This is a genomic window from Vibrio sp. 10N.247.311.14, assembly GCF_041467715.1.
In the GTDB taxonomy this organism is placed as follows: Bacteria; Pseudomonadota; Gammaproteobacteria; order Enterobacterales; family Vibrionaceae; genus Vibrio; species Vibrio crassostreae_C.
Genome location: NZ_JBFSVE010000001.1, coordinates 58663 through 72181 on the forward strand (window position 1 = coordinate 58663; position 13519 = coordinate 72181).

Annotated in this window: 10 protein-coding genes; all 10 read right to left on the reverse strand. The window is 45.5% G+C overall.

From position 1 onward, the window contains the following. Positions 1–3480: a DNA polymerase III subunit alpha gene (gene dnaE, locus AB6F11_RS00310; RefSeq protein ID WP_102394428.1), complete on the reverse strand. Its 3480-nt coding sequence runs from the start codon at positions 3478–3480 to the stop codon at positions 1–3. A gap of 112 nt (positions 3481–3592) precedes the next feature. Then, positions 3593–4213 carry a ribonuclease HII gene (gene rnhB, locus AB6F11_RS00315; protein WP_017069379.1) on the reverse strand — a complete coding sequence of 207 codons (621 nt, stop codon included), beginning with the start codon at positions 4211–4213 and terminating at the stop codon, positions 3593–3595. 33 nt (positions 4214–4246) lie between these two features. After that, entirely contained in the window at positions 4247–5443 is a 1197-nt protein-coding gene (gene lpxB, locus AB6F11_RS00320; RefSeq protein ID WP_102394427.1) for a lipid-A-disaccharide synthase, read from the reverse strand. Positions 5444–5572: 129 nt separating this feature from the next. After that, positions 5573–6361: an acyl-ACP--UDP-N-acetylglucosamine O-acyltransferase gene (lpxA, locus tag AB6F11_RS00325; protein WP_017069381.1), complete on the reverse strand. Its 789-nt coding sequence runs from the start codon at positions 6359–6361 to the stop codon at positions 5573–5575. 1 nt (position 6362) lies between these two features. Beyond that, positions 6363–6815, reverse strand: coding sequence for a 3-hydroxyacyl-ACP dehydratase FabZ (gene fabZ, locus AB6F11_RS00330; protein WP_009847408.1), 453 nt, complete (start codon positions 6813–6815; stop codon positions 6363–6365). A gap of 93 nt (positions 6816–6908) precedes the next feature. Further along, positions 6909–7940, reverse strand: a complete 1032-nt coding sequence (gene lpxD / locus AB6F11_RS00335; RefSeq protein ID WP_102394426.1) for a UDP-3-O-(3-hydroxymyristoyl)glucosamine N-acyltransferase — start codon at positions 7938–7940, stop codon at positions 6909–6911. Between the two features lie 5 nt (positions 7941–7945). After that, positions 7946–8446 (reverse strand): OmpH family outer membrane protein, encoded by a 501-nt coding sequence (locus tag AB6F11_RS00340; RefSeq protein WP_102394425.1) that lies wholly within the window; start codon positions 8444–8446, stop codon positions 7946–7948. Positions 8447–8473: 27 nt separating this feature from the next. Beyond that, positions 8474–10879, reverse strand: a complete 2406-nt coding sequence (gene bamA, locus AB6F11_RS00345; RefSeq protein ID WP_102394424.1) for an outer membrane protein assembly factor BamA — start codon at positions 10877–10879, stop codon at positions 8474–8476. 48 nt (positions 10880–10927) lie between these two features. Beyond that, positions 10928–12286: a sigma E protease regulator RseP gene (gene rseP, locus AB6F11_RS00350; protein ID WP_017060736.1), complete on the reverse strand. Its 1359-nt coding sequence runs from the start codon at positions 12284–12286 to the stop codon at positions 10928–10930. After that, positions 12283–13491 (reverse strand): 1-deoxy-D-xylulose-5-phosphate reductoisomerase, encoded by a 1209-nt coding sequence (gene ispC / locus AB6F11_RS00355; protein WP_102394423.1) that lies wholly within the window; start codon positions 13489–13491, stop codon positions 12283–12285. Before ispC ends, rseP begins: the two co-directional genes overlap by 4 nt. Positions 13492–13519: the final 28 nt, after the last annotated feature.

The window sequence follows — 13519 nt, forward strand, 5'->3', positions numbered from 1 at the left end:
TTAGTTAAATTCGAGTTCTACTTGGCTATTTCCAAGCAGCTGTTTTAATTCGTCTAGTAATGTATCACTTGGCGTCACGCGCCATTCTGTGCCCAATGTTAACCGCGCTCTAGCGTCGGCACGCTGGTAGTATACATTGACTGGGACCGTTCCGGCTCTATAAGGTTCTAAGATTTGACTAAAGCGTTCAAAAAATTGACCGTTAATTTGGGATTGGTCGATAGATATCGACACCCCACGAGCATATTTCTCACGGGCGCTTCCTAAGTCCATGACCTCGCGCGCGGACATTTTAAGCCCGCCATTGAAATCATCAAAGCTGACCTGTCCGGAAACGACCACAATTTTGTCTTTTTCGAGCAATTCTGCGTAGCGATCGAGCGCATCCGAGAACAACATCACTTCCATTCGGCCCGAACGGTCATCAAGTGTCATCAAACCAATTCGCGTGCCGCGCTTCGTCGTCATCACTCTCGCAGCAATCACCAAGCCTGCAATTGTTAGTGATTGGTCACGACGCGTTGGCGTGGCATCTTTCAAACGACAGCTGGTGTATTTCGCTAACTCTTTGATGTAAGCGTTAACCGGGTGACCCGTTAAATACAAACCAAGCGTTTCACGTTCACCTTCAAGCCAAACCTTCTCAGGCCATTTAGGCACTTGGGTATACTTGTGTTCAACCTCTTCCGGAGCGTCGGTCAACACGCCAAACATATCAGATTGACCAAAAGACTCGGCATGGTGATGTTGACTCGCTGCCTTCACCGCATCTTTCAAAGATGCCATCATCGCCGCTCGGTGAGGACCTAATCTATCTAAGGCTCCGGATAGAATCAACTTTTCGATAACACGTTTATTAACCTTCTTCAGATCAAGACGTGCACAGAAGTCGAATAAGTCTTTAAAGTAACCACCTTTATTTCGCGCTTCAATAATCGCTTCAATAGGGCCTTCACCGACCCCTTTGATCGCACCGATGCCATAAACAATCGCGCCATCTTCATCCACGTTAAAGCGGTACAGACCCGAGTTGATATCTGGTGGTAAAAGCTTGAGCTTCATACGGAAACATTCATCAACAAGGCCAATAACCTTCTCGGTGTTATCCATATCTGCCGTCATTACCGCAGCCATAAATTCCGCTGGGTAGTGCGTTTTCAGCCATAGCGTTTGATAAGAAACCAGTGCATATGCTGCGGAGTGAGATTTGTTAAAGCCGTAGCCCGCAAATTTCTCTACCAAGTCAAAGATCTTCATGGCCAGCTCGCCATCAACACCATTGGCTTCAGCACCCTCTTTAAAGGTACCACGCTGCTTTGCCATCTCTTCTGGCTTTTTCTTACCCATCGCACGACGCAACATATCCGCTCCACCAAGCGTATAGCCAGCAAGGATCTGTGCGATTTGCATTACCTGCTCTTGATACAGGATGATGCCGTACGTAGGTTCTAGCGTCTCTTTCAGCGATTCGTGTTGCCACGTTTCATCAGGGTAAGAAACCGCTTCACGGCCGTGTTTACGGTCGATAAAGTTATCTACCATGCCTGATTGCAGAGGACCCGGACGGAACAGGGCTACCAATGCGATAATATCTTCAAAACAGTCGGGCTGTAGACGTTTGATAAGGTCTTTCATACCACGCGATTCCAGCTGGAATACCGCGGTGGTTTCAGAATTTTGTAATAGGTTAAATGACGCTTGGTCATCAAGAGGAATCGACTCGATACGAACCGGCTCTTTGCCTTCTTTCTTCAGGCGAGGGTTTACAAGGCCTAACGCCCAATCGATGATGGTCAGAGTACGTAGACCCAAGAAGTCGAACTTAACCAAACCGGCGGTTTCAACGTCATTCTTATCGAATTGCGTTACTGGGAAGTTACCTTCTGCATCGGCATAGATTGGCGCAAAATCGGTGATCGTGGTGGGTGAGATAACAACACCGCCCGCGTGCTTACCGGCATTTCGCGTACAACCTTCAAGGATGCGACACTTATCGATCAGCTCACGAACTTCTTCATCGCCATCGTAAAGCTCTGGCAATGCAGGTTCAGCAAGGAATGCTTTCTCTAGCGTCATACCCGGATCTGGCGGTACAAGCTTTGAAATTCGATCGACGAAACCAAACGGGTGACCCAGTACACGGCCTACATCGCGGATTACCGCTTTTGCCGCCATGGTACCAAAGGTGATGATCTGAGAAACGGCATCACGACCGTACATTTCAGCCACGTGATCAATAACTTGGTCACGCTTATCCATACAGAAGTCGATATCGAAATCGGGCATGGATACACGTTCTGGGTTCAAGAAACGTTCGAAAAGTAGATCGTATTCAAGTGGATCGAGATCGGTGATATCCAAGGCGTAAGCGACTAGAGAGCCGGCACCAGAACCACGGCCAGGACCTACTGGCACATCGTTGTCTTTTGACCACTGGATGAACTCCATTACGATCAAGAAGTAACCTGGGAAACCCATGTTGTTAACAACTTCGAGCTCAATCTTGAGTCGCTCATCGTATTCCGGTCTGCGCTCAGCACGCACTTTTTCATCTGGGAATAGGAACGCTAGACGTCGCTCAAGGCCTTCTTCAGATTTCTTGATCAAGAAGTCTTCAATCGCCAAACCTTCCGTTGGGAAGTTAGGCAGGAAGTACTCGCCCAGACGAACCGTTACATTACAACGCTTAGCAATCTCAACACTGTTCTCAAGTGCTTCAGGGATATCGGAGAACAACTCGCACATCTCTTCTTCGCTACGAAGATACTGTTGCGCGCTGTAATTTTTAGGACGACGAGGATCGACCATAGTGAAACCATCATGAATTGCCACGCGGATTTCATGGGCATCAAACAGGTCTTCAGTTAGGAATACTACTTCGTTGGTTGCAACAACAGGCAAGTCTTCCTGCTCAGCAAGTTCTAGTGCAAAGTGCAGATAAGACTCTTCATCGGCACGCCCTGTACGAATCAACTCTAAATAAAAGCGATCGGGGAAGTGAGTCTTGTAAAACTCGACACTGCTCGCGACGAGATCACGGTTACCTTTCAGCAATGCCTTACCGATCTCACCTTCCTTCGCACCGGATAAGATGATCAATCCTTCAGCGTTTTCGATTAACCACTCTTTGTCGATCACAGGCTGATGTTGCACGTGACCACGCAAGTAAGCTTTTGAAATCAGCAAGGTAAGGTTGTTATAACCTTTGTTATCAGACGCCAACACCGTCAGTTTCGTCAGTTCATCTCCAAATTCTGGAGATTGCATGAGGAAATCAGCACCAATAATTGGCTTAACCCCACACCCATGGGCAGTACCGTAAAACTTCACCAAACCACACAGGTTAGTGAAATCGGTCAATGCTAGGGCGGGCATACCCATTTCAGCGACTTTCTTAACTAACGGTGGCACCTTAGACAGGCCATCCACCATAGAAAAGTCACTGTGTACGCGTAGGTGAACAAATTTTGGATCTGACATTATTTTTCCTGAGTTCTAGGCTAGGGCCTAGGATTACAACTGAGTGTATTCTATTTTTTTCTGCAGCAAGTAAGCAAATTTATTCGAAGCTTAGCTCTGAGCCATGTAGCGTTTAATCTATACCAAGAATACGCTTTACTGGCTTAAAGCTCTTGCGGTAATGCTCGGTAACACCGTGCTTTTCAATGGCTTCAAAATGCGCCTTAGTCGGGTAACCTTTGTGTTTAGCAAAGCCAAATTCCGGATGAAGCTTATCGAGTTCTTCCATCTCTTGGTCGCGAACCACTTTAGCGATAATAGACGCCGCACTGATCTCTGCTACTCGTAAATCGCCCTTTACAATAGCCAGACCGTCCATTGGAAGTTGAGGAACACGGTTACCATCGATCAGTGCCATGTCAGGCTGAACGCTCAACCCAGCGATAGCGCGCTGCATGGCGACCATGGTTGCCTGCAGGATGTTCAACTCATCAATTTCTTGTGGTGAACAACGACCAACCGACCACGCCAATGCTTTCTCTTTAATTTCAGGAAGCAGAGCAAGGCGCTTTTTCTCAGACAGTTTTTTTGAATCGTTTAAGCCTTCGATTGGGTTGTTTGGATCGAGGATAACCGCAGCAGTCACCACGTCGCCAACCAAAGGGCCACGTCCTACTTCATCCACGCCAGCAAACAGCTGGTAGCCTTGCGGGTATTCAAATGGAGGAAGCTCTTTTTTCTCTTTTACTGCCATAACTAATCTCTTAATATTCTGTAAGTAAGCGCTTTATGCTTCAACAAAAGGTCGGTCAATCAATTTCAATACTGCGTTAGCGGCTTGTTTGTCTGCGTCTTTACGGATCCAGTGATGCATCTCGGTAAAGCGTTCGATCAAGGCACTGTTATCGGCTGATAGCATTTTATCGACAGACGGGAACAAAAAGTCTGGGTGGCACTCTTCAAGAATATGCTCTTTCACGATCTCTTCACCAGCCAAAATATTCGGCAGTGACACAAACTCAGTGATCGCCAATTTCTTAACAATGTAACCCGTCAGCTTATTTACTTTGTAACCAACCACCATAGGGCGTTTAAGCAACATACATTCGAGAGCCACGGTACCTGAAGCCAAAAGCACAGAATCAGCGGCGGTAATCACGTTGGTTGCCGTATCTTCGACTAACGTGAATTCAAGCTCAGGTGCGGTCGATTGCCAGATTTCAGTAAACTGCTTTTTACGTTGCTCGTTAACGAGCGCAACAACAAAGTTGATATCCGGATACTTCTGCTTAATACTCTGGCAAGTTTCGATAAATGGCTGAGCAATCAAACCCATCTCACCGCCACGACTGCCCGGCAGTACGGCTAACCACTGCTTGTCTTGATCAAGACCTAACAGCTCTCGAGCATCTTGTTTACTTGGCTCTAAAGGAATCGCGTCTGCCAACGTGTGACCAACAAACTCACAGGCAACGTTATATTTATCGTAGAACGCTTTTTCGAACGGCAAGAAAGCCAATACCAAGTCAGTTGCTTTGTCGATTTTAAAGATACGTTTGGGACGCCAAGCCCACACTGAAGGGCTCACGTAATGCACCGTTTTGATGCCAGCGTTCTTAAGGTCTAACTCAAGCCTTAGGTTGAAATCGGGCGCATCGATACCCACAAACACATCTGGCGGGTTTTGAGTGAAATACTTTACCAGCTCTGCTTTCACTTTTAATAAGCGAGGTAAACGGCCAAGTACTTCAACTAAGCCCATGACAGCCAGCTCTTCCATCTCGAAAAGAGACTCACAACCAAGCGCCTTCATTTTTGGTCCGCCAATACCCACGAATTCAGCGTTCGGGTACTGCGATTTGATTGCTTTGATAAAACCTTCGCCAAGCGTGTCACCAGAGAGTTCTCCGACAACGATACCTACGCGCAGTGGTTCAATCGAAACAAAGTCCGTGCTGTTGGTTGCTGTTTCTTGCTGTGCCATAGTTTTCCAATTCCCTTCTTGCCTAAAACAAAAAAGATCGCCTAATGATTAGCGATCTTTTTGTTATACCAATCTGATTAAGTAATTATTGTCATACTTACGCGGATTGGTACATAACCACATCGAGTATTAACGAATAATACCGCGCTCAGAGTTCTCTAGCATTTCAAGCATAGGAACTACCGAAGTAAACTCTTTTGCCATTTCCACTAAAGCCGCTTTCGCTTCTTCAAGTGTTTTACCTGAACGGTATAGCTCTTTGTACGCTTTCTGTAGTGCACGAATTTCAGGTTTCTCAAATCCGTTACGCTTCAAGCCTACTAGGTTAAGGCCGAATGGAGCCGCGTGGTTACCCTGTGCAAGCACGTACGGCAGTACATCTTGAACAACTGCAGAACAGCCACCGATGTATGCGTAAGCACCAATTGAGCAGAATGGGTGAATCGCAGAAAGTGCCATAACACCAGCGTAGTCGCCAACCGTTACATGACCGCCAAGAATAGCGTTGTTACCAATGTGAGTGTGGTTACCAACAATAACATCGTGCGCTACGTGAGCATTAACACAAAGTAAGTTGTCATCACCAATCACTGTGGTTGCTTTGTCTTGAACCGTACCACGATGGATTTGAACCGCTTCACGAATTACGTTGCGATCACCGATCACAACTGTTGTGTCTTCGCCGCCGTATTTCTTATCTTGGTTTTCTTCACCGATAACAGCGTGTGGGAAGATACGGTTTTCTTTACCAATGGTTGTGTGACCTTTGATCACAACGTGCGACATCACTTCAGTGTCGTCACCAATTGTCACGTTACCAGCAATGTAAGTGAAAGGCCCAACCGTCACGTTAGCACCGATAGTTACATCACCTTCGATTACTGCTGCCGGGTGAATTTTCGCTGTTTCATGAATCATATTAAAACTCTCTACGAGCACATTTAAGTTCAGCTGAACATACAACTACGCCGTCAACCTTAGCAACACCATTAAACGATGCGATGCCACGACGTTCTTTTAAGAATTCAACTTCGATAACCAGTTGGTCACCAGGTACTACTGGCTTACGGAATTTTGCTTTATCAACACTTGCAAAGTAGTAAAGCTCGTTGCCAGAAGGCGCACCAAAAGATTTAAATGCTAGAAGGCCTGTTGCTTGTGCCATTGCTTCTAAGATCAACACGCCTGGGAATACAGGAAGTTGTGGGAAGTGGCCTGTGAACTGAGGTTCGTTAACAGAGACATTCTTAATCGCAGTCAGTGTTTTTTCTTTTTCAAAGCTAGTCACACGATCAACCATTAAGAATGGGTAGCGATGAGGTAATAGTTCCTGAATTTCAGTAATGTTCATCGTTGTCTGTTCAGTAGTCAAAGTCGTATTCCTATATATATTCTTTATTTAATTAGAAGGATTATAAACGAAAAAGACTCGCTGTACGCGAGCCTTTTATTAGAAATGCTGGAATTATGATTCCGCGCTCTTCTCGATAAGTTTTTCAACAGTTTTCAAACGCTTGTTCATTTCATCAATTCGATGAACACGCGTTGCTGTTTTACGCCAATCTTTATTTGGCTGTAAAGGAATACCTGAAGAGTACATGCCTTTCTCAGTGATGCTGCGCATTACCATCCCCATACCGGTGATTGTAACGCCATCAACGATTTCAATGTGACCATTAATCACACTGCCGCCACCAATAATACAGTACTTACCTATCGTCGTGCTGCCTGCGATTATAGTACCACCCGCAAGAGCAGAACCATATCCGATGTGAACATTGTGAGCAATTTGAAGTTGGTTATCTAAGATAACGTTATCTTCAATGATTGTGTCATCTAATGCACCACGGTCAATGGTAGTACACGCGCCGATTTCTACGCGGTTACCAATGCGAACAGAACCCACTTGCGGGATCTTAACCCACTCACCTTTCTCGTTTGCATAGCCAAAGCCATCAGAGCCAATAACAGTACTTGATTGGATCAGACATGCTTCACCTATCACAACTTCATGGTAAACACTTACGTTAGCCCACAGCTTAGTGCCTGCGCCAATTTTTGCATTTTTACCAATAAAGCAACCAGCACCGATGATCACATCATCACTAAGTACTACACCAGACTCAATCACAGCGTTCGCGCCAATAGACACATTTTGTCCAATGGTTGCTTCGCTAGAGATTGAAGCAGAATCAGCAATAGCCGCTGCGGGAGCAGGAGTAGTATCAAGCGCTTGAGCAACTTTAGCAAAAGCAACATAAGGGTCATTAACCACAATCACGTTAGTCTTGCACAGTTGACGCTCACTCTCTTTAACCATAATAGCGGACGCTTTACAGTCACCTAGGTGCTTGCTGTACTTCACGTTAGAAAGGAACGTAATGTTACCTTCTTGCGCTTTATCCATCGGAGCGACTGCTGAAACGGTAATTGTACCATCTCCGTGTAGCTCTCCCCCGGTAATCGTTGCCAATTCGGCTAAAGTCAGATTCTTCATAAAACTTATTTCAGTACTTTAATTACTTTCTCAGAGATGTTGTATTCTGGCTTGCCGTATTGCAGAGCTTGAATATCAACGATCATGTCGTAGCCTTCTTTCTCTGCAACTTTCGTTACAGCATCTTGAATCACTTTGAATAGCTTCTGCTTCTCTTGTGCTTCACGACGTTGGCTTGCTTTTTCTAGTGCTTGAGCTTTGATTTTGTACTTGCTGTCTAGTTGGCCTACTTCGATACGTAGCTTCTCAACTTCGTCAGGACCTAGTAGCTCGCCATCACGCTTAAGCTTTTCAATCTTCGTTTTAGCTTCAGCTTGAATGCTCTGTAGCTCAGCTGCTTTGTCTTTGAACTCTTCCTGCATTTTTTGAAGAACAACTTCACGCTGAGGTAGAGCCTGGAATACTTGTGCAGTGTTTACATAACCCACTTTTTGCGCAGCTTCAGCAGCTGTTGCAAAGAAAGAAGAGCTAAGAACTACAAGGCCTAAACCTGCTGCTTTAATCATATTTTTCAAAATATTGTCCTTTAAATATTAGAAAGTTCTACCAATGGTGAATGTGAAGAATTCCTCATCATCACCTTCGTAAACTTTAATTGGTTTCGCTAGAGAGAAAACCAGTGGGCCCATCGGTGACATCCATTGAAGGGCTGCACCATAAGATGAACGGTAATTTGTTGGATCAGAGTAATCGTAGTAGTACTGGCCGCCACTGTTAGGTGCGCCACGGTCTACGAACTCGGTATCCCATACACTTGCCATATCGAAGAAGACACTGGTACGAATTTGGCTGCGCGCTTCATCAGAAGCAAACGGCGTTGGTACAATTAACTCTAAGCTTGCTAAGGCAACCGCGTTACCACCCACTGAATCATCAGTAGCGGTATCATAGGTTGGGTTATTACCTGTGCTGCTGCCGTAAACGGCTTTCGGGCCAGCTGAGTTAGAGCCAAAACCACGTAGGGTTGTAAAACCACCTGCGTAGTAGTTCTCGTAGAATGGGAACAAGTTATCGTTACCATCTGTTTGACCATAACCATTACCATAGCCTAATCGGCCGCGCATCAATAGTGTGAACTCATGCTTTTTGGTCAGCGGGATGTAATGTTTTACATCGTACTGCATTTTGAAGTACTGAGCATCAGAGCCTGGTACCGTCATTTTAGCGAAAGCACGTTGGTGGTTACCCTCTGTTGGGAAGAAACCACGGTTCAAGTTGTTACGCGTCCAAGAGATATTGATATCGAAGTCATCAGTTAAGATGTGCTCATCACCGTATTGGTCGATACTTCTCGCAAACTGTTCAACCTGGATATAAGTCGGTACGTTACCGATCTTGTTGTGCGTATAGCCAACACCGAACTCAATGCGGTTCAGCTCATCCATAGGGAAACCCCAGGTTAAGCTCGTACCATAACTTTGGTTGGTATAGTCGACGATGCCCGCTTCAGAGGCTTCAAATTCGTTGTAGAAGATCTTACCGCCTAAGCTCACACCATCCAGGTTCCAGTATGGGTCACGGTAGTCTAAGCTCACGTTTTTTTGGTAATCGTTCATCATGGCACTTACGCCAACACGGTTACCAGAGCCCGCAAAGTTGTCTTGTTGCAGGCCAACTTGGAAACTCACACCAGATTCAGTACCGTAGCCGACACCAAAGTTGATACTGCCTGAGTTCGCTTCCTTAACGTTGTAAACCAAATCAACTTGGTCTTCACTGCCAGGAACACGCACTGTTTGTACATCAACCGTTTCAAAGAAACCTAAACGGTTAAGACGGCTCTTACCGGTATCAATGGACTTAGAGTTAAGCCAGCTGCCTTCCATTTGACGCATTTCACGACGCAGTACTTCGTCTTTCGTTGAGTTGTTACCCGTGAATCGAATATCACGAACATAGATACGGCTGCCCGCTTCTACATTGATAACCAACGACACTTCTTTGGTCTCATCGTCAAATTCAGGAATCGTGCGAACTTGTGGGTACGCGTAGCCAGATTCACCAAGAATTCGTTTTACGTTCTCTTCCAAAGACGTTACCGAAGAACCGTTGTACGTATCGCCGTCTTCGAATGGCACTAACGCTTCGAAGTCAGCCTCACGACCGATTAATTCACCACGGAAAGAGACATCTTTAACGGTGTAGGCTTCGCCTTCATCGAGGCCAAGCGTGATGTAAACACCTTTTTTGTCTGGAGAGATCGCCACCTGCGTAGAGTCAACCTTAAACTTAAGGTAACCACGGTCAAGGTAGTAAGATTTCAGCGCTTCGATATCACCGGCTAATACTTGCTTTTGGTATTTTTCATCCGCAAGGAAATTCCACCATGCAACATCAACATTCAGATTGAAACGACTAAGCAGTTCAGAGTCAGAGAAGACTTCATTACCGATAAAGTTGATTTGCTGAATCTTAGCGGATACGCCCTCAGTAAACACAAACTTAAGGTCAGAACGGTTACGTGGCAGAGGTGTCACAACCGCTTTTACTGTCGCGTTGTACTTACCAACACTGTAGTAAAAATCTTCAAGGCCTTTTTCAATGTTACTCAGCGTAGTACGGTCAAGAGCCTCACCTTCACGAACACCAGACGCATCTAGGTTCTGCTGAAGTTGCTCTTCTTTGATCGCTTTGTTACCCGAGAATGAAATGCTCGCGATGGTCGGTCGTTCTTTTACTTGAACAACTAAAACACCTTCATCGCGAAGAACTTTAACGTCCTCGAAGTTACCTGAAGCATACAATGCACGAATGATCTCAGATACATCGCTTTCATCCACTTCATCGCCAATACGCACTGGCATTTTCAGTAGAGCTGCACCAAGTGCAACACGCTGTAAACCTTCGATCTTGATATCTTGAACCACAAAATTTTGTGCTCCGTTCGCAGCCACACTAGTGGCCAATAGACTTGCGAACAGAATTTGCTTAATCGCCATACTTATTCTAATTATTCCTTGCTACTACCAATGCCTGTGAGAAACCATTCACAGACGAGTAAAATCATTAAATATTGCCAGAGCCATCAAAGAGAAGAGGATTGCACCTCCCACTCTGTATCCCATTTCCTGAACTTTTTCAGGCACCGGTTTACGAGTAACGGCCTCAATAGCGAAAAAGAGCAAATGTCCGCCATCAAGCATAGGCAGCGGAACCAAATTAATAATCCCCAAGTTAACACTAATCAGAGCCAAAAAGCCTAAGAAGTAAACCAAACCGTAATCGGCGGTTGTACCTGCACCTTTAGCGATTGAAATAGGGCCACTCAAGTTGTTTAAGCCAACATCACCAACGATGAGCTTCTTAAGCATTGTCAGTGTCAATCCAATGATTTGACCTGTTTTATCAAATGCTTTTCCTACAGACTCAATTACACCAAATTGTAACTCAAAGCGATAATCTTCTGGCCATTCTGCGACTTCCGGAGCAATACCTGCATAGCCGATTGTCGAACCATCAGAAAGCTCTCGACTTTTTGGTGTCATAACCAATGACTGCTCGGCACCATTTCGCAATACGACCAAGTCCAATGATGTCATTGGATTAGCACGAATTAACTCAACAACCGACTGCCACTGTTCAATAGGTTGCCCGTTAATCTCAACAATTTTATCGCCAGCTTCAAGACCTGCATCGTATGCAGCGCCATCATCAATGATTTGAGCCAGTACGGTCGATATCTCTGGAGAATACGGTCTAAAGCCCAGCGTTGTCATTGCAGATTCAGTTTCTGGGTTGAACGACCAGTCTGAAATATCCAATGTCATTTGTTGCTCAAAGCCGATGTCGTCTTGAGAAGCAACCGTCACTGTCATGGATTGATCACCAATGTGCGATATCAACCCCATATTGACTGATTCCCAATCTGCGGTTTTGATTCCTGAAATAGATTTAAGTTCCATTCCAGTTTCAATTCCGGCTTGTGCAGCAATAGATTGTGGAGTGACTTCACCAATCACGGGCTTAACCGCGGGTACGCCAATCAAAAATACTAACCAATACGCGAACACCGCAAAGATAAAGTTGAATGCAGGGCCTGCACCCACAATCGCCGTTCGTTTCCAAAGCGGCTTCTTGTCGAAAGCGTATTGCTGTTGATCTTCAGAAAGATCGTCAACACGACCATCGAGCATCTTAACGTAGCCGCCCAGTGGAATCACTGACAAGCTGTATTCAGTACCATCACGGCCAACTTTACTCCAGATTGATTTACCAAAACCAATCGAGAATTTTTCAACTTTCACACCACAACGACGAGCGACCCAGAAGTGTCCAAACTCATGAACAGCAACCAGAATGCCAAGCGCTACGATAAAAGATGCGAAGTTCCACAGAATTCCACTCATGCTAGCTGCTCTTTAATAAATTGAATGGCTATTTGACGAGACATATTATCGAGCTCGAGAAGGCTTTCCAAGCTATCTAAACCCTCAGAGTTATGTTGTTCACATACTTTGCTCATAACGTGTTCGTTAATGACAGCAATATCGGTAAACTTCACCTGATTGTTCAAGAAAGCATCGACCGCGATCTCGTTTGCTGCATTAATGGCTGTTGTCGCATGCTGACCTAAGTAGCACGCTTCAATCGCTAACCTCAAACACGGGTAACGACTGAAATCTGGTTCTAAGAAGGTAAGCTCACCCACTTTAGTAAAGTCTAAAGGCTTAACACCCGCCTCGGTACGATTAGGGTAAGACATCGTCAAAGCGATTGGCGTTGCCATATCTGGTTCGCCCATTTGAGCAAGCACAGAGCCATCCTTGTACTGAACCATCGAGTGAATTACAGACTGCGGGTGAATGATGACCTTTAACTGCTCCTGAGAAGCATTAAATAGCCATTTCGCTTCAATGTACTCTAGCCCTTTATTCATCATAGTCGCAGAATCGACAGAGATCTTAGGCCCCATAGACCAGTTAGGGTGTGCAATTGCGCGTTCAGGATTCACTGATTCGAGTTCAGCCACATCGGTATAACGGAAAGGACCACCAGAACCAGTCAGAAGAATATGGTTAATGCCGTTTTCTTCAAGGTTACAGCGGCCTAGGTTAGTTTGTACGTTCTGCGGAAGGCATTGGAAAATAGCATTATGCTCGCTATCGACAGGAAGCAGCTCTGCACCGTATTTTTCCACGGCGTCGATAAACAACTGCCCAGACATCACCAAAGCTTCTTTGTTTGCAAGCAAGATACGCTTGCCCGCTTTAACCGCAGACATAGTAGGAAGTAAACCAGCGGCACCAACAATCGCGGCCATTACCGTGTCCACTTCCTCTAGAGAAGCAACCTGACACATGCCTTCAGTGCCTGAAAGTACTTTTACGTTAGGGTAACTCACGGACAACACTTCAGTCAGTTGAGACGCTGCATCAGAGCAAGCCATAGCAACATAGCTTGGTTGCCACTTTTCAACTAACGCCAGCATCTTTTCAACATTCGAGCCTGCAGCCAGTGCAACCACTGAATAGAGATCTGGGTTTTGCTCAACGACTTTTAGTGTACTTGCACCAATTGAGCCGGTAGCGCCAAGGATAGTTAGATTTCGCATCACATATGACCGTAGAAATGTAATAAAG

What these genes read in the sequence shown, in the direction of transcription:
- dnaE (WP_102394428.1), bottom strand. Translation starts at nt 3,480, where the DNA reads ATGTCAGATCCAAAATTTGTTCACCTACGCGTACACAGTGACTTTTCT.
- rnhB (WP_017069379.1), bottom strand. Translation starts at nt 4,213, where the DNA reads ATGGCAGTAAAAGAGAAAAAAGAGCTTCCTCCATTTGAATACCCGCAA.
- lpxB (WP_102394427.1), bottom strand. Translation starts at nt 5,443, where the DNA reads ATGGCACAGCAAGAAACAGCAACCAACAGCACGGACTTTGTTTCGATT.
- lpxA (WP_017069381.1), bottom strand. Translation starts at nt 6,361, where the DNA reads ATGATTCATGAAACAGCGAAAATTCACCCGGCAGCAGTAATCGAAGGT.
- lpxD (WP_102394426.1), bottom strand. Translation starts at nt 7,940, where the DNA reads ATGAAGAATCTGACTTTAGCCGAATTGGCAACGATTACCGGGGGAGAG.
- AB6F11_RS00340 (WP_102394425.1), bottom strand. Translation starts at nt 8,446, where the DNA reads ATGATTAAAGCAGCAGGTTTAGGCCTTGTAGTTCTTAGCTCTTCTTTC.
- bamA (WP_102394424.1), bottom strand. Translation starts at nt 10,879, where the DNA reads ATGGCGATTAAGCAAATTCTGTTCGCAAGTCTATTGGCCACTAGTGTG.
- rseP (WP_017060736.1), bottom strand. Translation starts at nt 12,286, where the DNA reads ATGAGTGGAATTCTGTGGAACTTCGCATCTTTTATCGTAGCGCTTGGC.
- ispC (WP_102394423.1), bottom strand. Translation starts at nt 13,491, where the DNA reads ATGCGAAATCTAACTATCCTTGGCGCTACCGGCTCAATTGGTGCAAGT.